Raw genomic sequence first — 26,554 nt, 5'->3', positions numbered from 1 at the left:
CCATGAGTATCGATGCGCGTCCCTACCGCGACGGCGTGGGCATTGCCCTGCTGAATGCGCAGGATCTGGTCTTCGTCGGCCAGCGGATCGACCAGACCGCCGAAGCCTGGCAGATGCCGCAGGGCGGCATCGATGCGGGCGAAGAACCGCTGCCGGCAGCCTTGCGCGAAATGGAAGAAGAGATCGGCGTGCCGGCGCATCTGGCCGAGGTGATCGCCGAAAGCCGCGGCTGGCTCTCCTACGACCTGCCGCCGGAGCTGGTCGACAAGGTGTGGAAGGGCAAATATCGCGGCCAGCGGCAAAAATGGTATCTGGCGCGCTTCAAGGGCCGCGACAGCGACATCAACATCCAGACCGCGCATCCCGAATTCAACCAGTGGCGCTGGCAGCCGTTCCGCCAGCTGCCCGACCTGATCGTGCCGTTCAAGCGACCGATCTATGAACAGATCGTCGCCGAATTCGCCGACCGGGTCCGCACCTGACCTGCGCATGAGCAAGGGCGATGTCCTGCTGCTGCACGGCGCCTTCGTCGGCGGCTGGGTGTTCGAACGCCTGCGCAGCGAACTCAGCCGGCGCGGCTGGAAAACCCATGCCCCCGACCTGCCCTTCCATGGCGCGGAACAGGCCGGCCAGCCGCCGCATCCGGATCTGGCGAAACAGGGCATTGCCGATTACCGCCGTTTCATTGAGGACGAGATTCACCGCCTGCCGCCGGGCGCGCATCCCCCCGTGGTGATCGGCCATTCGCTCGGCGGCCTGCTGGCGCAGCAACTGGCGGCGCAGAATCTGGTGCGCGCCACCGTGCTGCTGGCGCCGGTGGCGCCCTGGGGCAGCCTGCCGCGCACGAAAAGGCAGCTCGACAATGCCGCCGGTCTGCTGTGGAAGGGCGGCCTGGATATCTGGCGCAAGGGCGTGCCGCCGGATTTCCAAATTGCCGCCGACCAGTCGATGGATCATATCGCGCCGGCGCTGCAGCGGGACATCTTCGCCCGCATGGTGCCGGAATCGGGCCGCGTGCTGGGCGAGAGCGTGCTGTGGTGGCTGGACTGGCATGCGGCCAGCCATGTCGCCACCCATCGCGTGCAGGCGCCCGTGCTGGTGATCGCCGGCAGTGACGACAAGGTGACGCCGGCCACGGCCTGCCGCGCCGTCGCAGCCCGTTATCCCGGCCGCGCCGTCTATCGCGAGGTGCCAGGCCTGAGCCATTTCATCTTCGGCGAGCCGAAGGAAGACGAGGTCATTGCCCTCGTCGCCGACTGGCTGGACGAGCGCGTGGCCTGAAGCGGCTTCAAACGGACTCGACCGGCACGCCGCAACCCAGCACGATATCCACACTGGATCCATCGGAAGACAGCGGCAACAGCACGGCCTGAAACCGCTGCCGGCCGCGTTCGATTATGTAGTCGTAAGAGAGCGTCTGCATCGTGCCGCCGGTTATGACCGCATCATACAGCGCCAGCAGTTCGGCGCGGAAACCGGTATTGGCGATCTCGTCGAGCCAGCGTCCGGTCAGATCGCGGCCGTGATAGAACACGAACTCGCTGCCGAACAACCGGTAACGCAGACGCCAGCCGGTATCGGACTGGCGCACCACATCGACCAGCAGCAGATAGCCCAGCAGGGATTTGAGATCGAGCGGATCGAGATCGGCACGGGCGGGAAAGCGGCGGCCGGCCTGCTTGCCGGACCAATAGTCAATCAGGCTGCGCAGCCGCGGATCGAGATCCCCTGCTGCGACGGGCGTGATGTGGCGGTTACCCGCTGCTGTTTCGCCTCCCATGCCGACAAGCCTAAACCGACCGGGAAAATCAGCAAGACATCTTGGAGGTTGCTAATAGACTGCAACCGGCAGGCCGCTGCTGAGCAGTATGTCGATGGTCTGGCCATCGGCAGCCAGCGGCAGGATCACAGCCTGGAAGCGGTGGCGCCGGCTGTCGAGCAAGTAGTCGTAAGACACCATCGGCGTGGCACCTGTCGCCACCACATGGGTGTAGAGCGCGGATAGCTGCTCGCGGTAAACCGGGTTTTCGATTTCATCTACCCAGCTGCCGGTCAGATCGCCGCCATGGTAGAAAACGAATTCGCTGCCGAACAGGCGATAGCGGAACCGCAACCGGGCGTCCCCTGCTGCCACTTCCGGGCGCACCACATCGATCAGGTTGATATTGCCGAGCAGGCCGCGCAGGTCGAGCGGATCGATATCGGCGCGTGCCGGAAAGCGCCGGCCGGCACGCTTGGCACGCCAATAGGTCAGCAGCTCGGCGAGGCGCGTATCGAGGTCGGTTTCTGAGATCGGTCCCTGGGGTGGCAGATCGACCGGCGCTGTCATGGCGGAAAGTTTAGTCCGTCGTGCGGTCGAGGCAAGAGCCGGTTGTGATCGCCCGGCGTCAGGCGGCCGCGGCCAGGCGGCCCAGGCGCCATTGCATGACCCGCCAGATGATGGCGGCGAACCAGCGGCTGGCCCGCGACTGCGGATCAAGGTCGCAGGCCTTGAGTGCCATGCTCAGGCCGCGCTGGATATGGCCGAACCGGTAGACCCGGCTGGCGCGCAATTCATAGGCGGCGCTCTGCGTCTGCCGGTTGTATGCGCCTTCGCAGCCATTGCCGCACCAGTAGGCCATCGCCAGTTCGTCATCGCTGGCTTCCTGCATGCGGCCGAGCGCAATCGCCAGACGCCGCAGGCGCGACAGCGGCTGGTGCTGCTGATAGCGCTGCAGGTGGTCGTAGAAGAGTTTGTAATGGCGGAACTCGTCGGCGGCGATCTTGCCGGCCACCGCCTTCAGCACCGGCTCGTCGGTGGCATCGCGGATCGCGGTATAGAAACTGGATGTGCCGCATTCCACCACGCAGCGCGCCACCAGCTCGCCGCTGCGGCTGCCGCGCACGGAAGCCGTGACATCCAGCGGCAGGCGGTAGCCCTCGACAAAGCGCCGCATCGCCAGTTCGGCATCGAAAGCCGGATCGGCCAGATGGGCCCAGCGCGCCAGCGCCGCGCCATGCTGGCGTTCCTCGACGCCCCACTGCCGCACCACGGCGCAGAAGGCGGGGTCATCGGCAAAGACATTGCAGAGATACGTGACGTAATCGTCGGCATTGTGTTCGACCAGCGCCGCCGCTTTCACCGCGCGCAGCAGATCGGGATCGACCTTTGCGGGGTCGAACTGGTGCCAGGGAATGTCGTCGAGGGTCCAGTGACCGGTCATGCTTCTCTTATTTAACCGACAGTCATCAAATTGCAACTCTTGCAAAATGCGCTAAGTGCCGGTTAATACACCATTCTTGGCGAAATTAGGGCGACAGGACCGGTTCCATGGCCGACAGTATCCTCTATCACAATCCGCGTTGCTCCAAATCCCGCCAGGCGCTCGCCATCCTGAAAGCCAGCGGCATCGAGCCGGAGATCGTCGAATACCTGAAAACCCCGCCCGACGAAGCCGCCCTGAAACGCCTGCTGGCCCTGCTGGGCCTCAAGGCCCGCGATGTGCTGCGCCGCCAGGAAGCCGCCGCAGCCGGCCTTGATCCGGCCGCCAGCGAAGCCACGCTGATCCAGGGCCTGGCCGCCCATCCGGAAGCGCTGGAGCGGCCGATCTTCGTGCACAAGGGCAAGGCGGTGCTCGGCCGCCCGCCGGAAAAGGTGCTGGGCATTCTCTAGCCTGCTGGTCTTGGCCGGGGCTGCGCGTTAGGTTTGTCAGCATACAAACGGAAGCGTCTCGCCCATGACCGATCAGTCCATCGACACCCAAAAGGGTGCCGCCCCCCAGGCTGTTGTCCAGCAGGGCATTTCCGCCTATTCGCTCGGCCTGCTGGCGCTGCTGACGCTGTTCTGGGGCATCAACTGGCCGATCATGAAGATCGCGCTGGTGGAAATGCCGGTCTTCACCTTCCGCGCGCTCTGCCTGGGCGGTGGCGCCGTCGGCCTGTTTGCCATCGCGATCTTCAAGCGCATGCCGCTGCGCATTCCCGCCGGCTATTTCTGGAAGCTGGTCTGGATCAGCCTGTTCAACATCGCCGGCTGGAATGTCTTTGTGCTCTACGGCCTCAGCATGCTGCCGGCCGGCCGCACCACCATTCTCGCCTTCACCATGCCGCTATGGCTGATCCCGATGAGCACGCTGCTGCTGCACGAACGCCTCACCGGCTGGAAGCTCGCCGGCCTCGGCATCGGCCTCACCGGCCTGATCGTGCTGGTCGCCGGCGAATGGCAGGCCATGGCGGCTGCGCCGCTGGGCGTGGTGCTGGTGCTGGCAGCATCCGTCTGCTGGGCCATCGGCACGCTGCTGACCAAGCTGTGGCTGGTGCCGATGACGGCCGTGCCGTTTGTCGGCTGGCAGATGGTGCTGGGCGGCCTGCCGATCTTCGTGCTGGCACCTGTGCTGGAATCGAGCGGCTGGTACATGTATTCGCTCGGGCCGTGGCTCTCGGCGCTGTACAACGCCACGATCTGTTTCGTCTTCTGCTACTGGGCCTGGAATGTGCTGGTGCGCATCCTGCCGGCTGGCATCAGCGGGTTGTCGACCCTGATGATCCCGGTGGTGGGCGTCTTCTCGTCGATGTGGATGCTGGGCGAGCAGCCGCAATGGCCGGAATTCGCAGCATTGGTTCTGGTTGCCACCGCGCTGGGCCTGATCCTCAAGCCGGCAAAAAGCTGAAGGCTACTCTGCCGCCGCCTGCTCGCGCAGCGGTTCGACTTTCGCCGCGCAGAACTTGAATTCCGGAATCTTGCCGAAAGGATCGAGCTGCGGATTGGTCAGCAGGTTGGCCGCCGCCTCGAAGAAGGCAAACGGAATGAAGACCATGCCCTCGGCCACATCGCGGTCGATGCGGCATTTGAGCTGGATCGCGCCGCGCCGGGTCGAGACCCGGATGATGTCGCCGGCCGCAATGCCCATGCGGCCCGCATCGCGCGGATGCAGCATGGCGATGGCTTCAGGCTCCAGCGCATCCAGCTGCGTCGCCCGCCGCGTCATCGCCCCGGTATGCCAGTGTTCAAGCAGGCGGCCGGTGCTGAGCACCATCGGGTAATCGGCATCGGGCAGTTCGGCCGGCGGCGTGACCTTGGTGGGGACGATGCGGGCGCGGCCGGTGGCCGTGGGGAAACCGTCGCCAAAAATGATCTCCTGGCCACCCGGATAGGTAACCGCGTCTTCATTTTCCAGCCGCGACCAGGTGATGCCGGCCAGCGAGGGCATCAGCGCCGCCATCTCGGCATAGATTTCACTCGGATGCCCATAGGCCCAGGGCAGGCCCATGCGCTGCGCGATCGCCTGCACCAGCGCCCAGTCCTGCCGCGCCTCGCCCGGCGGCTTAAGCGCGGCGCGGCCGATCTGCACGCGGCGGTCGGTATTGGTGAAGCTGCCGTCTTTCTCGGCAAAGGCGGAAGCGGGCAGCACCACATCGGCATGGAAGGCGGTTTCGGTGAGGAAAATATCCTGCACCACCAGATGATCGAGTTTCGCCAGCGCCGCGCGGGCATGAGTGGCATCGGGGTCCGACATCGCCGGATTCTCGCCCATGATATACATGCCGCGGATCTCGTCCTGCAGGATCGCCGTCATGATCTCGACCACGGTCAGACCGCGCTTGGGCGGAATGCTGGCACCCCATACAGCCTCGAAGGCCTGGCGCCTGGCGGCGTCTTCCACCGACTGGTAGTCGGGCAACACCATCGGAATGAGGCCGGCGTCAGACGCGCCCTGCACGTTGTTCTGGCCGCGCAACGGATGCAGGCCGGTGCCGGGCCTGCCGACCTGGCCGGTGATCAGGCTGAGTGCGATCAGGCAGCGGGCATTGTCGGTGCCATGCACATGCTGCGACACGCCCATGCCCCAGAAGATGATCGAGGCTTTCGAGGTGGCATACATCCGCGCCACGTCGCGCAGCACGTCGGGTTCGATGCCGCAGAGCGGTGCCATCGCTTCCGGCGTCGCGTCCTTCACCGCCTGCTCCAGGTCGGGGAAGCCGTCGACGAAACGCTGGATATAGGCCGGATTGGTCAGGTTCTCGGCGATGATGACATGCAGCAGCGCATTCAGCAGCGCCACATCGGCGCCCGGCTTGAAACGCAGGTGATGCGTGGCAAACCGGGTCAGCGCCTGGCCGCGCGGGTCCATCACGATCAGCCTGGCGCCATTCTGCCGCACGGCATTCTTGATGAAGGTCGCCGCCACCGGATGGTTCACGGTGGGATTGGCGCCGATCACGATGATCACCTCGGCATCCATGGCGGCCGAGAACGGCGCGGTCACGGCGGCCGAACCGACGCCTTCCATCAATGCAGCAACGGATGACGCATGACAAAGCCGCGTGCAGTGATCGACATTGTTGGTGCCGAAACCCATGCGCACCAGCTTCTGGAACAGATAGGCCTCTTCGTTCGATCCCTTGGCCGAACCGAAACCGGCCAGCGCCTGCGGACCGACCGCGTCGCGCACCTTGACCAGGCCGGCCGCCGCGCGCGTCAGCGCCTCTTCCCAGGTGGCTTCGCGGAAATGTGTATAGGGATTCGCCGGATCGACGAAATCCCCGCCATGCTTCGGGATGCCGTCCTTGCGGATCAGCGGCACGGTCAGGCGATGCGGATGGCTGATATAGTCGAAGCCGAAGCGGCCCTTCACGCAGAGCCGGCCGCGATTGGCGGGTCCGTCTCGGCCGGTGACATACTGAATCCTGTCATCCTTGATCTGATAGGTGACCTGGCAGCCGACACCGCAGAAGGGACACAGGCTGTCGACGCTCTTGGTCGCCTTCTCGACTCCGCGATTGTGTTCGTCGACCAGCGTGGCCGGCAACAGCGCGCCGGTGGGGCAGGCCTGCACGCATTCGCCACAGGCCACACAGGTACTGTCGCCCATCGGATCGTTGAAATCGAAGACGATCTCGGAATGATGGCCGCGGAAGGCCATGCCGATCACATCGTTGCCCTGCACCTCGCGGCAGGCGCGCACACAAAGATTGCACTGGATGCAGGCATCCAGGTTGACCGCCATGGCGCCATGGCTGCGGTCGGGTGCAACGGGAGCCGCCTCCCGTGCCGGGAAGCGGCTCCCGGTGACGTTCAGCGCCTCGGCCCAGTGCCAGAATTTCGACTCCGCGTCATGGGCCTCGGCGCGCACCGGCTGGTCGGCAACCAGCAGCTCCATCACCATGGCGCGCGCTTTCACGGCCCGTTCGCTGGCCGAAACCACCGTCATGCCTTCGGTCGGCTCACGCTTGCAGCTCGGCGCCAGAACGCGCTCGCCTGCGATCTCCACCATGCAGGCACGGCAGTTGCCATCGGCGCGGAAGCCCGGCTGCGGCGTGTAGCACAGATGCGGGATATCCGTGCCCACCCGCTTGGCCACCTGCCAGATGGTCTCGCCGGGCTGCGCCTCGACCGGTTTGCCGTCGAGCAGAAAGCGGATCATGTGAAGCGCTCCAGCACCGAGAGCAGCGGATTGGGCGCTGCCTGGCCCAGACCGCAGATCGAGGCATCGCGCATCACCTGCGCCAGATCACGCAGCAGCGGCTCGTTCCATTTCGGCTGCGCCATCAGCGTCGCGGCCTTTTCGGTGCCGACGCGGCAGGGCGTGCACTGGCCGCAGCTTTCATGGCGGAAGAACTTCATCAGGTTCAGCGCCGCATCCTTCACGTCATCTTGGTCCGACAGCACGATCACCGCCGCCGAACCGATGAAGCAGCCATATTTCTCCAGCTGGCCGAAATCGAGCGGGATATTATCTAAGCTGGCCGGCAGGATGCCGCCCGAGGCGCCGCCCGGCAGATAGGCCATGAATCTGTGGCCCGGGAGCATGCCGCCGCAATACTCCTCGATCAGCTCGATGATGGTGACGCCGGCCGACGCCAGCTTGACGCCGGGATTGCGCACCCGGCCGGAGACCGAATAGCTGCGCAGGCCTTTCCCACCGTTGCGGCCATGGCCCTGCCACCAGGCCGCGCCTTTATCGGCGATCTGCGGCACCCAGTAGAGCGTCTCGATGTTGTTGATCAGCGTCGGGCGGCCGAACAGGCCAACCTGAAACGGATAGGGCGGCTTCTGGCGCGGCAGGCCGCGCTTGCCCTCGATGCTTTCCAGCATCGCCGATTCCTCGCCGCAGATATAGGCGCCGGCGCCACGCCGCAGTTCGACCGTCACCTCGCCGAGCAGGCCGGCGGCCCGCAGTGCCTGCAGCTCGTCGGCGATGACAACATTCAGCGCCGGATATTCGTCGCGCAGATAGATATAGGCCGTTTCCGCCTCGATCAGATGGGCGGCGATCAGCATGCCCTCGAGGAAGCCATGCGGATCGGTTTCGAGCAACCAGCGATCCTTCAGCGTGCCGGGCTCACCCTCATCGCCGTTCACGGCGAGCAGGCGCGGCTTCGGCTGCTCCAGCAGGGCTTTCCATTTGCGCGCCGTGGGAAAACCGGCGCCACCCATGCCGCGCAGGCCGGCGGCCTCGATCTCGGCAATCAGCGTCTGGGCCGTCAGCGCGCCGCCACGCAGTTTTGACAGCACGCTATAGCCGCCCTGCGCCCTGTAAGCCGCCAGGCCTTTGTAAGGCGGCAGAACCGGGGCAACGGCTCTGGCCGCATGCGCCGTCTGCACGGCTTCACGCGAGGCCGGCGCGATCACGTTCCTGCCATAGACGGCGCAGGGTGCGCGATCGCATTGCCCCATGCAGGGCGCACGTTCGACGCGCATGCCTTCCAGGCTTTCCAGCTGTGCGGCCAGCGCATCGGCGCCGGCCATGGCGCAACTCAAACTGTCGCAGACGCGCAGGGTCACGCTCGCGGGCTCGTCGCCATCGACCACCCGGAAATGCGCATAGAAGGTCGCCGTCTCGAACACCTCGGCCAGCGGCAGGCGCATGACTTCACTCAGGGCGGTCAGCAGCGGCGCCGGCAGGCAACCTTTCGCATCGTTGATCGCATGCAGGTATTCGATCAGCAGATCACGACGGCCGGCATCGGGCACGACAATGGCGCGCAAGGCTGCATGATCGTTATCCGAAGCCTGACGGCCGCGCGGCGTGGCGCGGCCAGGACGGCCCGGCCGATGCTGGCGGGGCGCAGGAACGGCAATATTCATGAACAAAAACGCTGGCTGGCTGCTGGTGCGCCATCATCCGCCCCGGTCAGGGCGGGATCAAGACCGCATTCCCGTCGCGCGATAGAGGTTTTCTATCGACCGGTCAGCACGGTAGCGAGCAGCTTGGCTTCCGCCATCAGGGCGGCGGTCAGCGGCGGCATCGGTTCGCGCTGCGGCACCACCAGGCCGATGGTGTGCACCGCATCAGGCTGGGTGATCGGAATGGCGCGCAGGGTTTCGGTCAGGCCAAGCGTCTCGGCCAGCTTTTCCGGCATCACGCTGGCCCATTGCCCGGTGCGCACATGCGAGAACAGCACGATCATCGAGTTGGATTCCAGCGTCGGCTCGGGCTCGGCGCCGCCGGCCTCGCGCAGCAGCCGGTCGATGATGCGGCGGTTCTGCATGTCAGGCGTCAGCAGGCAGAGCGGGATGCGACTGACCTCGGCCCAGGTGACGCTGTCGCGGCGGCCCAGCGGACTGTCTTCCGATGTCAGCAGGCGATACTGCTCGGAATACAGCGGGATCGAGCGGGCGCGGCCGAGCGGCTCGTTGTCGATATAAGTGATGCCGGCATCGATCTCGAGATTCTCCAGCATGGCCAGCACTTCGATCGACGTGCGCGACAGGATGGTGAATTTCACATCCGCATGTTTGGCGCGATAGGGCGTGGTCAGCGCCGAGACCATGCCGAGCGCCGTGGGAATGGCGGCGATCTTCAGATGGCCGGTCAGACCGGTTTTCAGTGCCTGCACCTCCTGGCGCATGGCGCGCGCATCGCCGACGATCCGGCGCGCCCAGTCCAGCACCCGCTCGCCCTCTGCCGTGAAGCCGAGAAAGCGCGAGCTGCGCTGCACCAGCAGCACACCAAGGGTATCTTCCAGCTGCTTGATGCCGGCCGAAAGCGTGGGCTGGGTGACGCCGCAGATGTCGGCGGCCTTGCCGAAATTCTTCTCGCGCGCCAGCGCCAGCAGGAATTCCAGCTTGTCGATCATGCGACGGTCAGGCCGCGCGTTCGAGGGTCGCGCCCAGCCGCCGCATCAGATCGGCAAAGCCGGGAAAGCTGGTATCCATCACGCGGGCATCGTCGATCACGGTGCCGTCCTGCGCCGCCAGACCCAGAACCAGGAAGGACATAGCGATGCGGTGATCCAGTTCGGTGCCGATGGCGTCGCCGCCCGCTGCGATGCCCCGGGGGGGCCGGCCCTTGCCGTGAATGACAATGCCATCCTCGAATTCCTCGAGATCGACGCCGCAGGCCTTGAGGCCGCGCGCCATCACGGCCAGGCGGTCGCTTTCCTTCACCCGCAGTTCCTTGGCGCCGCGCACAACGGTGTCGCCCTCGGCGCAGGCCGCCGCCACGAACAGGATCGGGTATTCGTCGATCATGCTGGGCGCGCGTTCGGGCGGCACGGTCACGCCCCTCAGTGCGCCATGCTTGACGATGATATCGGCCACCGGCTCGCCGCCCTCGTCGCGCCGGTTGGCATAGCTCATGTCGGCGCCCATCTCCTGCAGGGTGGCGAACAGCCCGGTGCGCAGCGGATTGAGGCCGACGTTATTCAGCGTGATCTGCGAGCCCGGCACGATCAGCGCCGCCACCATCGGGAAAGCCGCCGAGGACGGATCGCCCGGCACACTGATGGTGGCCGGTTTGAATTCGGGCTGCCCGGTCAGGCGGATGATGCGGCCGCCGGATTTCGTTACCTCGACGCTGACCTCGGCGCCGAAATGCCGCAGCATGTTTTCGGTATGGTCGCGGGTCGCCTCATGCTCGATCACCGTGGTGATGCCCGGCGCGTTCAGGCCGGCGAGCAGCACCGCGGTCTTCACCTGAGCCGAAGCCACCGGTAGTTCGTATTCGATCGGCAGCGGATGGGCTGTGCCGACCACCGTCAGCGGCAGGCGGCCGTTACTGCGGCCGACGAAGCGCGCGCCGATGCGCGACAGCGGCTCGACCACCCGGCCCATCGGGCGGCGGCGCAGCGAGGCATCGCCGGTGAAGGTGGCGGAGAAATTGTGGCTGGCGACCAGGCCCATGACCAGGCGCGCGCCGGTGCCGGCATTGCCCATGTCGAGCACGTCCTCGGGCTCGGACAGGCCGCCGACGCCGACGCCCCAGACCCGCCAGTCGCCGCCGCCGCGCGGGCTGTCGCCCAGACGCTCGACCTCGGCGCCCATGGCGCGCATGGCGGCCGCCGTCCGCAGGACATCCTCGCCTTCCAGCAGCCCGCTGACCCGGGTTTCGCCCACAGTCAGGGCGCCGAAGATCAGGGCGCGGTGGGAAATCGACTTGTCGCCCGGAATGGCGGCGCTGCCGGCCAGGCCGGCGGCGCCAGGGCGGGACCGGAGAGGCTGGGCTTTCTGGGCGGAATGGGCGGTCATCGGGGCAACAGTCCCAGAGCGGGTCGCCGGCCGTAAAAAAAGCCGGGATTAACGGGTTGACAGGGCGCGCTTCTTTAACACAATCGCGCCGCTCCGGCCAGCCGGCCGGGGCGTCGCCGCCGGACCCATTTCCAAGGCTATCCGGGCGCCGACCAGCATGGAGATTTGTTCGATGGCGAAAGCTGAATGGGGCACCAAGCGCCGCTGCCTGAGTTGCGGTGCCGGCTTCTACGATCTCGGTAAATCGCCGATCATCTGCCCGAAATGCAGCACGGAATTCAATCCGGAAGTGCTGGCCAAATCGGCCCGCCGCCCGTCCAAGGTCGAAGAAAAGAAGGCCCCCAAGCCCGTCGTCATTGCCGATGCCGCCGATGACGTGGTGGAGGATGCCGAGATCGGCGACGAGATTCTGGAGGATGCCGACGAGTTCGAAGAGGACGATGTCGCCGAAGAGATCGACGTCGAGACCCCGACGGACGAGACTGAAGAACGCTGAAAATCGGGCCTCGTTTCGGGGCCACGAAGCACTTGCAAAGCGGCGGAGGGCGGCTTATGGTCCGCCCCCGCCGACGGACCTCAGGCTCAGACAAGGAGCTGTTAAGTCCGTGATTTAATGGGGCCATAGCTCAGCTGGGAGAGCGCCTGCATGGCATGCAGGAGGTCAGCGGTTCGATCCCGCTTGGCTCCACCAAATCCTTCCGAAAAACGCCCGGTCCGCCCAAGACATTTGGTTGGCCGGGCGTTTTCGTTCCGGCCGGCCGCTCACGACCAGAAGCACAGGATGCCGTAGCAGGCGCCGAGCCAGTCGCGGAAGATGAAATACAGCGCGACATCCAGCGCCAGCAGCAGCAGCAGCACCGGTCCCAGCACGAATTTCAGGAAATACAGCAGCGCCCAGCGCGTGAACCGGGGCGCCGGAATCACCAGGCCGTGGATGCGCTCAGGCTGTCGGAACAGGCGGGCCATGACGCCGTCTTTACCGCAAAGCGCCGCCGCCCGGAAGAGCATGGCTTTACAGTGCTGTGCCGAACCGGCCAAGCTGCCGGCCATGACTGATGCCCCCGGCCGCTCCACCTTCTCGACCGCCAGCCTGCTGCGGCGCGATTTCACGGCCGCCGACTGCCGCGAGCCGGTGATCGGCCAGCTCTACGATTACTGGCAGGACCGCCGTGGCGCCCATCGCTTTCCCGGCCGCCAGGATATCGACCCGCTCGACATGAAAGCCGCGCTCGGCGGCATCACCATTTTCGAGGTGCATCGCAATGCGCCGATCCCCGGCCGCCTGCGCTTCCGCTATCGCCTGATCGGTTCGGCCATCGTCGCCCGCGACGGCTTCGACCATACCGGCAAATGGCTGGACGAACTGCCGCTGAAGCAATACCGCGCGCTGCTGCTGGGCCGGCTGGAAATGCTCTGCGCCGATCCCGGCGTTCTGCTGGTGCACAACAAACAGTTCTACGACGAGCGCTGGTACGATTACGAAGCGATCTGGCTGCCGCTCGCCACCGACCACCAGACCGTCGACATGCTGATGGCCTGCCAGATTTTCGCCCGCCGGCCGTCGGGCCATGTGGGCCTGCCCGTTGCCTGACGAAGCCGTGCCTGACGCGATCACCCTGCAGGCCTGCAGCGATGCCGCCGCCTGGGCGGCGGCGCAAAGCGCCATGCGCCGCAGCGTGCTGGAGCAGGGCTGGTGCTATGGCGCCGCCGTCGATGCAGCCTCCACCGGCAAGGTCTGGCCCGAACGCTGGCTGATCCGGCGCGGCGATACCGTCATCGGCATGGCGCAGGTTTTCGTCCGCCGCATTCCCCTGCTCGGCCGTTTCGTGCGCCTGGTGCGCGGGCCGCTCTTCATGCCCGGCCTCGACCGCGCCGACCGCAACGCAGCGCTTGGCCTGCTCCGTGCCGCCTATCCCTGGCGCCAGCGCTGTCTGTTGTGGTGGCTGCCGGAACTGAACGGCGGCTCGGAGTCCGATGCCGCGCTGGCGCAACTGGGCCTGCGGCCGATGGTGACCGGCTATTCCTCGATCCGGCTCGACCTGATGCCGCCGCTGGAGCGCCTGCGCAAACAGCTCGACGGCAAATGGCGCAACATGCTCAAGACCGCCGAGAAGTCGGCGCTGCTGCTTGAAGTGAGCAGCGTCGCCGATGGCAGCTGGAATGCCGAAGCCTTCGCCGCCCTGATGGGCGAGCATGACGAGCATCGGCTGGAAAGCCGCTTCCTCGGACCCGATGCCGCCTTCTACACCGCCTTTGCCGCCAGCGTGGCCTCCGCCCAGGCGGGTGAGGATGCCATATTACTCTGGGCCCATGCCGGGCCGCATCTGGGCAAGCTGCGTCCGATCGCCGGCATCCTGGTGCTGCGCCATGGCGCCGGCGCGACCTATGCCATGGGCTGGAGCAACGAAGCCGGACGGCTGGTGAAAGCGCATTACCGTCTGCTGTGGCGGGCGGTGGCCGAGTTGAAAGAACGTGGCGTCACCGATTTCGATCTGGGCGGCGTGGATACCGAACGCGGCGCCGGTGTGGCGCGCTTCAAGCTGGGCCTGGGCGGCGCGGTTTTCACCCTCGCCGGCAGTTATCTCTGAGGCGAAGCATCCATCGCCGAATGTGACAGTTTGCCGCGGCAACAGCGCGGATTCGGCGCGATTCAGCCCGCTGGCTGCCCCCTGGTTGTGACCCCTGCACCACAGGGGAAAAAAACCGCCCCCGAGGGGTCGTTTTTGCTTGCATCAGGGGGGGATTGGCCCCATACCCCCCTTCCAGAGACTGTTTGGAAAGTTGCGAACTGGCCGTCGGCCCGGACATCGATCCGACCGACCGGAACCACGGGGCTTTCCCAACAGTCTCTCTGCCAATCGGACACCCCTTTCATCTTATCGGGGTTGCCGCTCATTTCCCGGATTGCCCACAGCAATCCCCGTGGTGGAGAGACCAGTATGACCAAGAACTCCCTCAAGCCTGCCCTGCATGCCGTGCCGACCGACGAGACGGCGGCCGACGAGCATTTCATCTGCAAGGACGGCATGCGTTATGCCGGCATGCATCTGATTATCGATCTGTGGGGCGGCAAACACCTGGATAACCTGGCGCTGGTAAAGCAGACGCTGACCGAGGCCGTGGCCGAGATCGGCGCGACGCTGCTCAACATCGACCTGCATCATTTCGAGCCCAATGGTGGCATCTCGGGCGTGGCCGTGCTGGCGGAAAGCCACATGTCGATCCACACCTGGCCGGAAAAGGGCTATGCGGCTCTGGACGTCTTCGTCTGCGGCGACTGCCAGCCACAGAAGGCTATTCCGGTGCTGCGCCGCGCCTTCCTGCCCGACAACATCCAGTGCACCGAACTCAAGCGGGGCCTGGTCCTGTGACCACGTGGTTTAACGAGACGCTCTACAAGGGCTTCCGCCAGAGCCACGAAGTCAAGAAGGTCCTCTTCGAGGGCAAGTCGCAGTACCAGAATGTCGGCGTGTTCGAGAGCGGCCGCTTTGGCCGCGTGCTCGCGCTCGACGGCGTGGTCCAGTGCACCGAGGGCGACGAATTCGTCTACCACGAGATGCTGACGCATCTGCCGATCCTGGCCCATGGCAAGGTGCAGTCGGTGCTGATCATCGGCGGCGGCGACGGCGGCATCCTGGAAGAAGTGCTGAAGCACAAGTCGATCAAGCGCGTCACCATGGTCGAGATCGACGGCAAGGTGATCGAGGTCGCCAAGAAATACCTGCCCAAGATCTGCGGCAAGGCCTTCTCCGACAAGCGCACCAACCTGATCGTCGGCGACGGCGCGGCCTATGTGGCCGAGACCAAGGACCGCTACGACATCGTGATCGTCGACCGGCCCGATCCGGTCGGCCCCGCCACCGTGCTCTTCTCCAAAGCGTTTTACGATAACTGCCGCCGGGTGATGAAGCCGGGCGCCATTCTCGTCGCCCAGAACGGCGTGCCCCATATGCAGGGCCCGGAACTGACCGACGCGATCAAGCTGTTCCAGAAGATCTGGGCGCATTCGGGCACGTATCTGGCCGTGGTGCCAACCTATGTCTGCGGCTTCATGTCGATGACCTGGGCGTCGGACCGCGACATCACCGATGTCGATCCGCGCCATATCTTCGCGCGCTTCGACGCGGCGAAGCTGCCCAAGCTGAACTACTATAATCCGGAGCTGCATTTCGGTGCCTTCGCGCTGCCGAATTTCGTCGCCCGCCTGCTGCCGGCCCTGCCGAAGGCAAAGGCCGTGAAGAAGCCGGCCGCGAAGAAAAAGCCTGCACCGAAGAAGAAAGCCGCGCCGAAGAAAAAAGCCAGGCGCTAGACGCTGGACGAATACTCACGAAAAAGCCCGCCGCTGATCCCGGCGGGCTTTTTGTTTGGCGCGAGGCTGAAAGGCTTCAGACCTTCATGGGCAGGATCACCATCGGCACGCCGCGGCTGTGCAGTTTCCGCTGCAGCGCCAGCGGCGTCGAATTGTGCAGCAGGCGGGTGAAGACGTTGTCATTGGCAAAGAGCAGCTTGGAGGCGAAGAAGACCGTGTTGGGGAAGGTCTCCAGCACTTCGCCGGCCAGCTTGTCGAGCAGCTCGACCGTTTCGGTGCCATAGGCGCGGTAGGTGGCCGTGGCGATGCCGCGGCGTTCGCACCAGTTGGAGAAGCGCTCCAGGCGCGTATCGATCTCCACCTGCATCCGCGCGACCTTTTCCTGGCCGTGGAACTGCTCGATATCGATCTCGCCCACGGTGAGGAAGACCACATTCTTGAACTGGTTGGGGAACAGCGTCAGCGCCGCCAGCAGCGTATGCATGGCCACGCCGTCGCGGCCGCCAAGGAACAGCGCCGCCGTGCGCCCCTTGGGATCGGGCACCAGGTCCCGGGCCGGCGGCGCGCTCTGGGTGTTGCCGAACAGCACATCAGCCTCGGCGAGCTGACGGTTCACGCTGTCGTAATGGCGCTTGATCGAATAGCCGAGGAAGACCACGAAGCCGGTGGCCAGCACGGTGAACCAGGCACCATCCATGAATTTTTCGACCAGCGTCACCAGCAGGATCGAGAAGGCGACGGCGAAGCCGACGGCCGACTGCAGCATGCCGATCACAAAGCCCTTTTCCCAGCGGTGCATGACCCAGTAGCGACACAGGCCGGCCAGGCAGAGCGAGAAGGTCAGGAACACGTTGATCGAATAGAGCACGACCAGGAAATGCACCTCGCCATCGGTGACCCAGAGCGCGCCGATGGCGGCGGCGCCCATGACGATGACGCCGTTCTGGGTGACCAGGCGATCCGAGAGCTGGCTGAACTGGTGCGGCATCCAGCGGTCGACCGCCATGTTGGCCAGCACGGCCGGACCGCCGAGGAAGCCGGTATTGGCGGCGACGAACAGCAGGGCGGCGGCGAAGATCAGCGTGATGGTGAGTGCCACCGGCACCAGCAGGCTGTCGCCGAACAGCTCGCTCAGGATCGACTCGAAGACCACGGCATTCAGCGTCTTGCCTTCTTCGTAGCTGACGTTCCACAGCAGGTAGAGCACGATCAGGCCCGCCGCCATGAAGGCCAGCGACAGCGCCATGTAGAGCATGGTCAGCTTGCCGGTCTGCACGCGCGGCTCGCGCAGCATGTTGACATTGTTCGACACGGCTTCAATGCCGGTATAGGTGCCGCCGCCCATGGCAAAGGCCTTCAGCAGCAGCGCGATGACGCCGAACAGGCCAATCGTGCCGGCGAGGTTCTGGGTCTCGCTGACGGTGGCCGGGATCAGGTCGGGTAGGGCATCGGAATGGGCGCCGATGCCGACGACGATCAGCAGCACATGGGTGACGACAAAGCCGAGGAACAGCGGCAGCAGCAGCGCAATCGGCTCTTTCATGCCGCGCATGTTCAAGGTGGTGAGCATGACGACCACCAGGAATTCGATCGGCAACTTGTAGGCCTGCCATTGCGGCGGCAGCAGGCTGAACAGCGCGTCCACGCCGCTGGCCACCGAGATGGCGATGGTCAGCACATAGTCGATAATCAGCGCCGAACCCGAGACGAGGCCCGCATGGGGGCCGATCAGTTCGGTGGCGACCTTGTAGCCGCCGCCGCCATTGGGAAACAGCGCGACCACCTGGTTATAGGCAAAGGCGATGATGAAAACCGTGAGCCCGGTGGCGATGGCCAGGTAAAGCGCCAGATGGGTATGCCCCTCCAGCGCCAGGAAGGCTTCGGCCGGGCCGTAGTTCGCCGAAGACAGACCATCGGCGCCAAGGCCGACCCAGGCCAGGAATGCCGCCAGGGCGATATGCTGGCGCACCTTCGGCGAGAAGGGATCGAGCGGTGCGCCGAGGAAAAGACGCTTGAGTCGTTCGAGACTCAGCCAGGAAGGTTTCATAGCAATGATAACGGAGGATGAGAGAGGCGGTTGCCTGTCGCTGGGGGCGTTTTCATGTCAAACGCGGCGCGATCCTCTGCCTGAAACCAAAAATCGTCAAGAGTCGGCTGTGAATTCCGAATTTGATAGAGATTACCGTGCCTTGGCGGCAGCGAAGGCGAATCCGGCGGTGGAAAACACCGCCGCGGCCAGCACCGCCACGAGAACGGCGGCGTAGCCGTCGCTCACGTCCCAGATCAGCGCCGCCAGCGAGGGCGCAATGGCGGCGGCGATGCTGGCCGGCAGGCTGAGCGCACCGTTGATGGCGCCGACGCCCGCGCGGCCGAGCAGATCCGGCGCCGCGGTGCCACGCAGGATGGTCATCATGCCATTCGCGGCGCCATACAGCGCCGCAAAGACGAACAGCGCCGGCACCACGGCCGGAAACAGCATCAGCAGCAGCACCGCGATCAGGAAGGTGCCCATGACCAGGATGCCGGTGGCGACTGTATCGATGCGGTGCACGAACAACAGCAGGATGCGGCCGGCCACCTGCGCCGGGCCGATCACGGCCAGGATGCCGACCGCGATGGCCAGCGGGATGCCGTATTCGCCGAACATCGGCACGAAGTGGAAGGTCAGCATCGCATGCATCAGGCCGTAGAAGGTGTAGCAGACGGCAAGGCCCCAGAAGACCGGATGGCGCAGCGCCCGATGCAGCGGCCCCTTCTGCATCGCGGTGCCGGCGGATACTGCTGCGATATCCGATGGCGCCATCTGGCGGTCGCGCAGCATCAGCGCATGCACCGGCAGGCAGAAGACCAGATTGCAGCCCGCCATCAGCAGCAGGGCATCGCGCCAGCCCAGGCCCTCGATGGCCCAGGCGATCAGCGGAATGAACACCGTGCTGGCCAAGCCACCGGCCAAGGTCAGCACGGTGATGCGCAGCTTGAAGTTTTCGGGGAACAGCCGGGTCAGCACGGCAAAGACCGGCGTGTAGAGCGTGCAGGCCTGACACAGGCCAAGGCCGAACCACAGCAGGTAGAACCCGACCAACGTGTCGACGCGCGACCAGGCGACAAACAGTAGCGCCGCGCCGAGCGAACCGACGCTCATCAGCATGCGGCCGCCATGGCTGTCGATCCGTCGTCCCACCGGCACCGCCATCAGGCCCGCGACCAGCAGGCCGAGCGACAGCGCGCCGTTCAGTTCGCCGCGGCTCCAGCCGAGTTCGGTCTCCATCGGCAGGACGAAGAGCGGGAAGCCATAGAAGATGGTGCCCCAGGACACCAGCTGGGCGAGAGACAGGGCGGCGACCAGCGGCCAGCCGTCGCGGCGATAAGCGGACAGAAGCATTGGGCTGGTTTATAGCGCCCTTCCCCGCCATCGTGCATGAGATTTTCTTATGCGGCGCGAAAGCCGGGACTGCCGTCCCGACCTTCGCTGCACAGATGGATCACTCCGCCGCACTCTGCAGCGGTGTGGCTGGCATACCCGCGTAAATCTCGCCTTCGCCATGGGCCTTGAACAGCTCAAGCAGGCGCTTGCGCATGATGAGGCCACCCTTGTCGGACGGCATATGCGCCTCGATGCGACGCGAGATGTCGATGCAGGCATCGGCATCGGTCGCTTCCAGGATTTCTTTATCCTCCAGCGTGATCACCGCGTCCCAGTCGATCAGTTCCTGGGTGCTGCACTGGTCTTCGCTGTCGTTGCGATACAGCCACTGCACGAGTTGGATCCTGCCGTCTTCCATCGGCGTCGCGCAGTTGAAGATGATGTGCCGGAGTCCGCCGGGATATTCCATGTCGAGGCGGCGGCAGAACGGCATGTACCAGTGATTGCGCATATGCCGCGTGGTGGTCGGCGCCGTGGTGCCGGTGACGCGATGGGCAATCGGCGGATTGGCGATCGGCACGATCGATTCGGCATAGAAGCCGTAATCGGTTTCTTTCATCTCGTACTTTTCCGGCTTGGGCTGATCGAGCTGGCCGAAGGTGGATTTGTGCACGAAGGAGAAATGCGCGTTGTCGAAGGAATTCTCCAGCATGCGGATCGGCGCGCAGTTCCACTGTTCATAGAACTGGTCGATACGGCGGAAGCCGGGATCGCTGTCTTCCGGGATGTCGAAGATCTCGGCCAGCGGTTCTTCCAGCGCCACCCAGGCATAGCCATAGCGCGACTGGCAGCGGTAGCTCGGCGTCTTCAGCGTGCCCGAGACGGCAGCGTTGTCGGGGTATTGCGGGATGCGCACGCACTGGCCAGTCTTGTCATAGGTCCAGCCGTGATAGCCGCAGACGATGTTGCCGTTCTCGCACCAGCCCTTGGAGAGCTTGGCCGTGCGGTGGCAGCAGCGGTCGGCCAGACAGGCCGGCTTGCCCTCCGCATCGAGAAACAGCACCAGGTCCTCACCCATCAGGCGGAAGGGCTTCGGGCCATCGGCCAGATCCTTCAGCTTCACGGTGGCATACCAGAATTTACGCAGGGTCTTCTGCTTGGTCGTCAGCATGGATAGGACATCCTATCGCTCAGGCCCCCGCGGTCGCCGTCATAAGGCGGACCGGTGGGACGGGGCCGCCAGCCGGCCTACCGTGAATGGTCGCCTCCGCTGGCCGGGTCTTCGACCCGTGTCCCGGAAATATGCAAATCCTGCACCACGGAGGGCCAGTGTTTTCTTGCCTATGTTGCAAAGAATGATATATTATAACATAACTTGATTGATGAGGCTGTCATGCGCCGTCGCCAGTTCCTGTCTGCCGCCGCCCTGACCACCGCCGCCTCCGGCTTTGCCTGTCTGGCGGCCGCGCCGGCCCGCGCCCTGTCGCTGGAACCGCTGCCCGGGCATCTGCGCCTGACGGTGCCACCGGTGGACGGCGCGCTGGACTGGGACCTGCTCGCCAGCGCCGGAGAAGCCCGCTTCCAGGATGACGCCATCAGCCGCTTTCCAGCAGCCCTGCGCGGCCTCGACGGCCGGGCGGTCACGCTGACCGGCTATATGATGCCCTTCCGCGATGGCACGGAGCATAGCGAATTCCTGCTCGGCGCCCTGCAGTTCCACTGCCCGACCTGCATGACGGCCGATCTGAACCGGCTGGTCGCGGTCAAGGCAGCAAAACCAGTGACCTTCGCCGAACGCCCGCTGCTGATCCGCGGCACCCTGCGCCTGCTGGAAGACGAGCAGTCGCCGCTGTTCTACCGGATGGACGGCGCCCGCGCCGTCTGATCCGGGCGGTCTGACGCCACGTCATCCGCATAACGATTGCAGCCCGCTTGTCATCAGGCGGGCTTTTTCGTACTGGGGCGGTATCGTATCGCCTGGGTTCACAAAAATGACGACCTCTGATTCTGCGCAGCGCCCCGAGTCTTCGAAGAAACTGCGCGCCACCCTGATCGGCACCATCGCCATCTGGCTGTGGGCCGCGCTGGCGCTGTTCACCACGCTGACTCCCAGCGTGCCGGCCCTGCAACTCACTGCCATGACGTTTACGCTCTCGGCGCTCGCCGCCGTGGCGCTCTGGATCATCCGCGGCGATGGCGTGGTCAAGCATTTCCGGCTCAGCCCCGCCGCCTGGGCTTTAGGCGTCGGCGGGCTGTTCGGCTATCACGCGCTGTATTTCCTGGCGCTGAAACTGGCGCCGCCGCTGGAAGCCAGCCTGATCAACTATCTCTGGCCGTTATTGATCGTGCTGTTCTCGGCCTTGCTGCCGGGCGAGCGGCTGCGCTGGTTCCATCTGGCTGGTGCAGCCCTGGGCCTCGCCGGCACCGTGATCTTGATCGCCGGCAAGGGCGAGCTGGGCTTCGACTGGCGCTATGCGGCGGGTTACGCCGCCGCCTTCGCCTGCGCCTTCACCTGGTCGACCTATTCGGTGCTGAGCCGGCGCTTTGCAACAGTTCCCACCGATGCGGTCGGCGCCTTCTGCGCCGCGACCGCGCTGCTGTCCTGGATCGGGCATTTTGCTTTCGAGACCACTGGCGTACCAGCCGATATGAAAGAATGGGCCGCGGTGATCGCGCTGGGCTTAGGCCCGGTCGGCCTCGCCTTCTTCTGCTGGGACCATGGCATGAAGCGCGGCGATGTACGCGCGCTGGGCACAATGGCTTACGCGGCCCCGCTGCTCTCGACCCTGCTGCTGATCCTGTTCGGGCAGGGCGCGCTCACCCTGCCCGTCATTCTTGCCTGCGCTTTGATCGTCGGTGGCGCCGTCTTAGGCACCGGCGACCTTCGGCGTCGCACCTGACGGCATGTCTTCGCTGCGCGGTGCCCCAACAGGCGACTCCGTGGGCGAACCGCCGGGGAAGACCAGCGCCGACAGGAAGATGCTGAGGCCCAGCGCCGCCAGCACACCGAACAGCGTGTCGAAACCGCCGCCGCGTTCGTAGACCAGCGCGATCAGCGGCACCGCCGTGGCGCTGGCGCCGAACGACAGCAGATAGCGCAGCGAAAACGCCCGCGCCCGCCATTCATCCGAGGTATAGCGCGCCACCATGGTGTCGTTGATCGTCACCTGGCCGAAGACCGCGAACATCACGCCCAGGCAGGGCAGCACCAGCCACCAGCTTTCCGTGTAGCCGGCCAACAGAAGACACGGCGCCTGCAGGAAGGACACGACAACGAAGATCTGCTTCAGCGTATAGCGGTCGACCAGACGGCCGATGATGAGCTGCGCCATGGCGCCGGCGAGATAGACCATGAAGACCAGCATGCTGATGCCAACCGGCGTACCGATCAGATCGTGCATGCGTTCGCTGAACAGCTTGGGCAGCACGATGGTGGCCGCATTGAACACCACGCCGCCGCTGACGCCGACCACGGCCAGCACCGCGAAGGCGCGGATGGCAATGGCGCGGGGCACTTTCACCTGCGGCTTGCCCTTGCGCGGCGGGCTGGCATGTTCGGGCACCATGGCCAGATAGGCGATGCCGAAGCCGATGGAGACCAGACCCGGAAGGATGAAGGCGTAGCGCCAGCCCAGATACTGCGCGATCGCGCCGGTGACCAGCGCCGCACAGGCGACGCCGACATTGCCCCAGACACCGTTGGTGCCGAGCTCGCGGCCGAGTTTTTCCGAACCGAGCGCTTCCGCATGCGCGGTGAGCATGGCCGTGCCGACCGGATGGTAGATCGAAGCGAACAGCCCCATCAGCGTCAGCGCCACCGCCAGCATCCACAGCGAGCTGGTGCTGCCGGCCAGGATCGCGGCACCGCCGATGCCGATGAAAAAGACGCCCAGCATGTTGCGCCGGCTCCACTTGTCGCCGAGCCAGCCCGATGGGATCGAGCCGGCACCGAAGGCGATGAAGCCGCCGATGGAGAGCGCCAGCAATTCGCCGTAACCGCGGCCGAAATCCGCCTCCATCGCCAGCACGGCGGTGGGAAAGATCAGCATGAACATATGGTCGAACAGATGGGCGATATTGACGTAGTTGATCACCCGGCGCGGCAGCGACATGGACGGAATCCTTGAGAGAAACGGTTGCAGGCTCCACCATAGGGGTGTCTGATAGTCCTTGTCCTGACAGTTTCTATCGAGAATCGGACATGGCCCGCAGCACCAATGCCGAGGATTACCAGCGCATCGCCCCCGCCGTGGCGGCCATGCCGAAGGATTTCCCGGCCGGGTTCCATATCGAGCCGCACAGCCACGAGCGGGCACAGCTGCTCTATGCCACGCGCGGTGTCATGCGGGTCAGCACCGAACAGGGCGCCTGGGTGGTGCCGCCGCAGCGCGCGCTGTGGATTCCGCCCGGCGTCGAACACGAGATCCGCATGAGCGGCGCGGTGGCGATGCGCACGCTCTATATCGCCCCGCAGACTGCCGCGCTGCTGCCGCCGGCCTGCCAGGTGATCGAGGTATCCGATCTGCTGCGTGCGCTCATCCTCGCCGCCATGGAGGAACCAGTGGAATATGAACAGGGAAGCCGCGGCGCGGCGATTGCGCAGCTGCTGCTGCATGAGCTGCGTAGCGTGCCGGCTCTGCCGCTGCATCTGCCAATGCCGCGCGAGGCCAGGCTGAAGGCCGTCTGCCGGCGCGTGCTGGACCATCTGAGCGACGACACCGATATCGAGACGCTGGCAACGGAGGCCGGCATGAGCAGCCGCAGCCTGGCACGGCTGTTCCAGCGCGAGACCGGCATGGGCTTCCAGGCCTGGCGGCAGCAGGCGCGTCTGGCGGAGGCGCTGGCACGCTTAAGCAGCGGCCGTCCGGTGGCACTGGTGGCCAGCGATCTGGGTTATGCCTCTGCGGCGGCCTTCACGGCGATGTTCCGCCGCTCGCTCGGCACGACGCCGGGGAAGTATTTCGCTAAGGCGCCCAGCCCTTCGGGGCGAGCGTAAAGCCGGCGAAGTCGAAGCCCGGCGCGACGGTGCAGCCGACCAGGGTCCAGTCGCCCAACGTCTCCGCCGCCTGCCAGTGATCCTGCGGTACGATGCCCTGCGGCCGCTGGCCCGCGGCGATGTCATTGCCGAGCGTGATGGTGTGCACCGGCGCGCCTTTGTCGGCAGCGATCTGGAGTTTCAGCGGCGCACCCGCATGCCAGTGCCAGGTCTCGACGGCATCCACTTTATGCCAGTGGGATTTCTCACCCTGCTTCAGCAGGAAATAGATCGCGGTCGAACGGCTGCGGCCATCGGTATCGGTTGCCGGATCGCGAAAGGTCTCGACGAAATAGCCGCCCTCGGGATGCGGCTGCAGCTTGAGCACGGCGATGATCTCGTCGGCCGTCATCAGAAGATCCGGTCGATGATGGCCAGCCCGACGTCGAGCAGGAACCAGACCCAGCCGGTGGCCAGCAGGCTGGCGACAATGGCGGCGATCAGCAGCGTGCCGTCGCGTTCGACCTGGCCCAGGGCTGCCAGGATGATGGCCCAGGCCGGAATCAGGTTGCCGAAGGGGATTGGCAGCGACAGCAGCGCGGCATTCCACAGGATCAGCAGGCCGAACGGCCGGCTGGCGCGACGCCCCGACAGATGCAGGAAGCGCGGCCGCACATAGCGTTCGATCTTCACGATATAGGGCAGCGCCGGCCGCAGCAGTTTGGCGATATCGCCACGGCGGAAGCTGCGGGCCCGCCAGCTGGCCGGAAACCATGGCGTCTCGAAGCCGAGCAGCATCTGCACCGACAGCAGCAGCAGCGGCGCGCCGAGCACCGCCGACAGGCCGGGGGCAATCGGCGCCGGAATGCCGTTGGGCAGGGCGAAGACCAGGATCAGCAGGCCGAAGGCACGCAGACCGAAGGCGCGCAGCAGATCGTCCAGGCTGATGCGGTCGTCATCCCGGCCGTCGCAGAGCGCGGCGACGATGTCGCTGACCTTTTCGGGCGCCGCCGATTCGGATTCCGGAGCGTCGCTCATGTGTCACCGATACCCGGCAGGCGCGGCGCGACTTCCTCCACCTCGGCCTCGATCACATCATCGGTGCGATGCACATTGACCTCGAAGCTGGGCAAAGCGGCCGGCGCGCTCTTGCTCGGGCGGATGCCAAGCTGGGCCAGCTTGCGCACGCGCGGCAGCAGCCGGGCATTGACCGAACGGCTGAAGCTTTCGAACTGTTCGGTCGCCTGCTGCAACCCGCGGCCGACCTTTTCGGCGAGCGTCAGCGCCGTTGCCGTGCTTTCCACCAGCGCCGTCACGGCCTCCACGATCTTGTCCAGATTCTCGATCTGCTTGCCGCTGTCGATTTGCATGCGCGAAAAGGCGATCAGGGCGAACAGCGACGAGGGTCCAGCCAGCACCACGCCGGCCTCGATGGCGCGCTGTTCGAAATCCGGCGCCGCCAGCCGCAGCTTTTCCACCGCCGCATCGTTGGGCAGCGTCATGGCGACGATGCTGCGCTTCAGCACGCCGCCGCGTTTCGCATCCCTGTAGGCGCTCACCACCGCGTTGCCGTAATCCTTGGCGGTCAGGGCGCGCAGATGCGTGGTCATGCGCTGAGCCAGCTGCTGCAGCGCCGCCGCCTCGGCGCCCGCGCCTTCCGCCTCGGCCAGGTCGAGCAGCAGCTTCGAGGCCTTGGAATCGACCACCAGCACGGCATCGCCGGGCAGGAAGATCACCGCATCGGGGCGCAAGCTGCCGCGGTCGCTGTCGCCGGCCACATGATACTGCAGCACGAAATCGACGCCCGGCTGCAGGCCGAAAGCCTTCAGCGTATTCTCCAGCCCGATCTCGGCCAGCCGGCCGGCGCCGCCGGGATGCGACAGCATGCGGTGAATGGCGTCGACGCGCTGGTTGTCCTTCTGCTGCTGGGCCACCGTGCCGGCGACCACCTGCGCCACCGCGGTCATCTGCTTGGTCAGGCTTTCGGTGACCAGCTGCACCTTCTTCTCGGCGTCTTCCTTCTGGGCCTCGGCCTCGCGCTTGTGGTCGGCCAGCAGCTTGTTGGAGAGCTGGGCGGCGGATTCCACGGCGGCCGCCCGGGCCGCCTGGGTGGCGGTCTCGGCCAGCTTCTCGAAAGCCTGGGTCTTCACGGCGAGTTCGGCGCGCAGGCCGGCGGCCTGGCGCTCGGCGTCCAGCCGGGCGGCCTGGGCGGCGGCGGCCTCGTCACGGGCCTGGTCGACCTGGTCGCGCAGCTCGGCCACCAGGGCCGCCTCGCCGGCGGAACTGCCACCCCGGCGCAGCAGGAAAACCAGCAGGATCAGCACGATGGCCAGCCCGGCAAGACTGGCGATGGCGAGAATCGGCATTATATCCATGGGCATGGACGTTAAATAACAGCGGGCTTGACGGACCGCCAGCCCGCGGCCTATCTGACGCCCCGTAATATCACGGAAAGAC

General features: G+C 65.5%; 27 protein-coding genes and 1 tRNA gene. 13 read left to right on the top strand and 15 right to left on the bottom strand.

Features of this window, described 5'->3' with window-relative positions; all coding sequences use genetic code 11:
• The first annotated feature begins 2 nt into the window (after positions 1-2).
• Both AC1ROB_RS04865 and AC1ROB_RS04860 read left to right on the top strand, forming a co-directional pair.
• Positions 3-482: an RNA pyrophosphohydrolase gene (locus AC1ROB_RS04865; protein WP_492973435.1), complete on the top strand. Its 480-nt coding sequence runs from the start codon at positions 3-5 to the stop codon at positions 480-482.
• Between the two features lie 7 nt (positions 483-489).
• On the top strand, positions 490-1,281 hold the full coding sequence (locus tag AC1ROB_RS04860) for an alpha/beta hydrolase (protein WP_492973436.1): 792 nt from the start codon (positions 490-492) through the stop codon (positions 1,279-1,281).
• Between the two features lie 7 nt (positions 1,282-1,288).
• On the opposite strand, the gene AC1ROB_RS04855 is transcribed toward AC1ROB_RS04860, so the two are convergent.
• The 3 genes from AC1ROB_RS04855 to AC1ROB_RS04845 are packed head-to-tail and all read right to left on the bottom strand — an operon-like array spanning position 1,289 to position 3,203.
• Positions 1,289-1,780 (bottom strand): PAS domain-containing protein, encoded by a 492-nt coding sequence (locus tag AC1ROB_RS04855; RefSeq protein ID WP_492973437.1) that lies wholly within the window; start codon positions 1,778-1,780, stop codon positions 1,289-1,291.
• A gap of 51 nt (positions 1,781-1,831) precedes the next feature.
• Complete coding sequence (locus tag AC1ROB_RS04850; RefSeq protein ID WP_492973438.1) at positions 1,832-2,329, bottom strand: PAS domain-containing protein; 498 nt, start codon at positions 2,327-2,329, stop codon at positions 1,832-1,834.
• A 58-nt stretch (positions 2,330-2,387) separates the two neighbouring features.
• Complete coding sequence (locus tag AC1ROB_RS04845; RefSeq protein ID WP_492973439.1) at positions 2,388-3,203, bottom strand: ferritin-like domain-containing protein; 816 nt, start codon at positions 3,201-3,203, stop codon at positions 2,388-2,390.
• 107 nt (positions 3,204-3,310) lie between these two features.
• On the opposite strand from AC1ROB_RS04845, the gene arsC reads away from it, so the two are divergent.
• A complete protein-coding gene (arsC, locus tag AC1ROB_RS04840; protein ID WP_492973440.1) occupies positions 3,311-3,652 on the top strand; it encodes an arsenate reductase (glutaredoxin) in 342 nt (113 codons plus the stop codon).
• A gap of 64 nt (positions 3,653-3,716) precedes the next feature.
• Entirely contained in the window at positions 3,717-4,649 is a 933-nt protein-coding gene (locus AC1ROB_RS04835) for a DMT family transporter (protein WP_492973441.1), read from the top strand.
• A gap of 3 nt (positions 4,650-4,652) precedes the next feature.
• Here the strand turns inward: AC1ROB_RS04835 and fdhF are convergent, their stop codons facing one another.
• From fdhF to aroA, 4 genes are all read right to left on the bottom strand, one after another.
• The gene (gene fdhF / locus AC1ROB_RS04830; protein WP_492973442.1) at positions 4,653-7,403 is read right to left on the bottom strand and encodes a formate dehydrogenase subunit alpha; all 2,751 of its coding nucleotides are present in this window, start codon (positions 7,401-7,403) and stop codon (positions 4,653-4,655) included.
• Positions 7,400-9,067 carry an NADH-ubiquinone oxidoreductase-F iron-sulfur binding region domain-containing protein gene (locus AC1ROB_RS04825; RefSeq protein WP_492973443.1) on the bottom strand — a complete coding sequence of 556 codons (1,668 nt, stop codon included), beginning with the start codon at positions 9,065-9,067 and terminating at the stop codon, positions 7,400-7,402. Before AC1ROB_RS04825 ends, fdhF begins: the two co-directional genes overlap by 4 nt.
• Positions 9,068-9,159: 92 nt before the next feature.
• Entirely contained in the window at positions 9,160-10,059 is a 900-nt protein-coding gene (locus tag AC1ROB_RS04820; RefSeq protein ID WP_492973444.1) for a LysR family transcriptional regulator, read from the bottom strand.
• A gap of 7 nt (positions 10,060-10,066) precedes the next feature.
• Positions 10,067-11,449 carry a 3-phosphoshikimate 1-carboxyvinyltransferase gene (gene aroA / locus AC1ROB_RS04815; RefSeq protein WP_492973445.1) on the bottom strand — a complete coding sequence of 461 codons (1,383 nt, stop codon included), beginning with the start codon at positions 11,447-11,449 and terminating at the stop codon, positions 10,067-10,069.
• Between the two features lie 172 nt (positions 11,450-11,621).
• On the opposite strand from aroA, the gene AC1ROB_RS04810 reads away from it, so the two are divergent.
• Positions 11,622-11,945, top strand: coding sequence for a TIGR02300 family protein (locus tag AC1ROB_RS04810; protein WP_492973446.1), 324 nt, complete (start codon positions 11,622-11,624; stop codon positions 11,943-11,945).
• A gap of 119 nt (positions 11,946-12,064) precedes the next feature.
• Positions 12,065-12,140: transfer RNA gene (locus AC1ROB_RS04805), tRNA-Ala, on the top strand.
• A 71-nt stretch (positions 12,141-12,211) separates the two neighbouring features.
• Here the strand turns inward: AC1ROB_RS04805 and AC1ROB_RS04800 are convergent.
• Positions 12,212-12,415, bottom strand: coding sequence for a hypothetical protein (locus tag AC1ROB_RS04800; RefSeq protein WP_492973447.1), 204 nt, complete (start codon positions 12,413-12,415; stop codon positions 12,212-12,214).
• 82 nt (positions 12,416-12,497) lie between these two features.
• Between AC1ROB_RS04800 and AC1ROB_RS04795 the strand changes: the two genes are divergently transcribed.
• From AC1ROB_RS04795 to speE, 4 genes are all read left to right on the top strand, one after another.
• Positions 12,498-13,040, top strand: a complete 543-nt coding sequence (locus AC1ROB_RS04795) for a PAS domain-containing protein (protein ID WP_492973448.1) — start codon at positions 12,498-12,500, stop codon at positions 13,038-13,040.
• A gap of 7 nt (positions 13,041-13,047) precedes the next feature.
• Positions 13,048-14,037 (top strand): peptidoglycan bridge formation glycyltransferase FemA/FemB family protein, encoded by a 990-nt coding sequence (locus tag AC1ROB_RS04790; RefSeq protein ID WP_492973449.1) that lies wholly within the window; start codon positions 13,048-13,050, stop codon positions 14,035-14,037.
• A 351-nt stretch (positions 14,038-14,388) separates the two neighbouring features.
• Entirely contained in the window at positions 14,389-14,820 is a 432-nt protein-coding gene (gene speD, locus AC1ROB_RS04785; protein ID WP_492973450.1) for an adenosylmethionine decarboxylase, read from the top strand.
• Positions 14,817-15,758 carry a polyamine aminopropyltransferase gene (speE, locus tag AC1ROB_RS04780; RefSeq protein WP_492973451.1) on the top strand — a complete coding sequence of 314 codons (942 nt, stop codon included), beginning with the start codon at positions 14,817-14,819 and terminating at the stop codon, positions 15,756-15,758. The genes speD and speE overlap by 4 nt, the downstream gene beginning before the upstream one ends.
• Before the next feature lie 76 nt (positions 15,759-15,834).
• On the opposite strand, the gene AC1ROB_RS04775 is transcribed toward speE, so the two are convergent.
• The 3 genes from AC1ROB_RS04775 to AC1ROB_RS04765 all read right to left on the bottom strand — a co-directional run bounded on the left by AC1ROB_RS04775 (position 15,835) and on the right by AC1ROB_RS04765 (position 20,293).
• Positions 15,835-17,805 (bottom strand): APC family permease, encoded by a 1,971-nt coding sequence (locus AC1ROB_RS04775; protein ID WP_492973452.1) that lies wholly within the window; start codon positions 17,803-17,805, stop codon positions 15,835-15,837.
• Positions 17,806-17,937: 132 nt separating this feature from the next.
• On the bottom strand, positions 17,938-19,140 hold the full coding sequence (locus AC1ROB_RS04770; protein WP_492973453.1) for an MFS transporter: 1,203 nt from the start codon (positions 19,138-19,140) through the stop codon (positions 17,938-17,940).
• 100 nt (positions 19,141-19,240) lie between these two features.
• Positions 19,241-20,293, bottom strand: coding sequence for an aromatic ring-hydroxylating dioxygenase subunit alpha (locus tag AC1ROB_RS04765; protein WP_492973454.1), 1,053 nt, complete (start codon positions 20,291-20,293; stop codon positions 19,241-19,243).
• Positions 20,294-20,515: 222 nt separating this feature from the next.
• Between AC1ROB_RS04765 and AC1ROB_RS04760 the strand changes: the two genes are divergently transcribed.
• A complete protein-coding gene (locus AC1ROB_RS04760) occupies positions 20,516-21,007 on the top strand; it encodes a hypothetical protein (protein WP_492973455.1) in 492 nt (163 codons plus the stop codon).
• A gap of 106 nt (positions 21,008-21,113) precedes the next feature.
• Positions 21,114-22,022, top strand: a complete 909-nt coding sequence (yddG, locus tag AC1ROB_RS04755; RefSeq protein ID WP_492973456.1) for an aromatic amino acid exporter YddG — start codon at positions 21,114-21,116, stop codon at positions 22,020-22,022.
• On the opposite strand, the gene AC1ROB_RS04750 is transcribed toward yddG, so the two are convergent.
• Complete coding sequence (locus AC1ROB_RS04750; protein ID WP_492973457.1) at positions 21,990-23,234, bottom strand: MFS transporter; 1,245 nt, start codon at positions 23,232-23,234, stop codon at positions 21,990-21,992. The genes yddG and AC1ROB_RS04750 overlap by 33 nt on opposite strands.
• A gap of 89 nt (positions 23,235-23,323) precedes the next feature.
• Here AC1ROB_RS04750 and AC1ROB_RS04745 point away from each other — a divergent pair, with 89 nt between their 5' ends.
• Entirely contained in the window at positions 23,324-24,118 is a 795-nt protein-coding gene (locus AC1ROB_RS04745; RefSeq protein WP_492973458.1) for an AraC family transcriptional regulator, read from the top strand.
• On the opposite strand, the gene AC1ROB_RS04740 is transcribed toward AC1ROB_RS04745, so the two are convergent.
• From AC1ROB_RS04740 to rmuC, 3 genes are read right to left on the bottom strand one after another with little or no spacing between them, the layout of a single operon-like run.
• Positions 24,087-24,509, bottom strand: coding sequence for a cupin domain-containing protein (locus AC1ROB_RS04740; RefSeq protein ID WP_492973459.1), 423 nt, complete (start codon positions 24,507-24,509; stop codon positions 24,087-24,089). The two genes, AC1ROB_RS04745 and AC1ROB_RS04740, sit on opposite strands and share 32 nt — an antisense overlap.
• A complete protein-coding gene (locus AC1ROB_RS04735) occupies positions 24,509-25,135 on the bottom strand; it encodes an exopolysaccharide biosynthesis protein (protein ID WP_492973460.1) in 627 nt (208 codons plus the stop codon). Before AC1ROB_RS04735 ends, AC1ROB_RS04740 begins: the two co-directional genes overlap by 1 nt.
• Positions 25,132-26,463 carry a DNA recombination protein RmuC gene (gene rmuC / locus AC1ROB_RS04730; protein WP_492973461.1) on the bottom strand — a complete coding sequence of 444 codons (1,332 nt, stop codon included), beginning with the start codon at positions 26,461-26,463 and terminating at the stop codon, positions 25,132-25,134. The genes AC1ROB_RS04735 and rmuC overlap by 4 nt, the downstream gene beginning before the upstream one ends.
• Between the last annotated feature and the right edge of the window lie 91 nt (positions 26,464-26,554).

The sequence above is a fragment of the Ferrovibrio sp. GW821-FHT12F09 genome, from assembly GCF_058806775.1.
The sequence above is the reverse complement of the archived record's forward strand: the minus strand, read 5'-3'. Positions and strand labels throughout refer to the sequence as shown.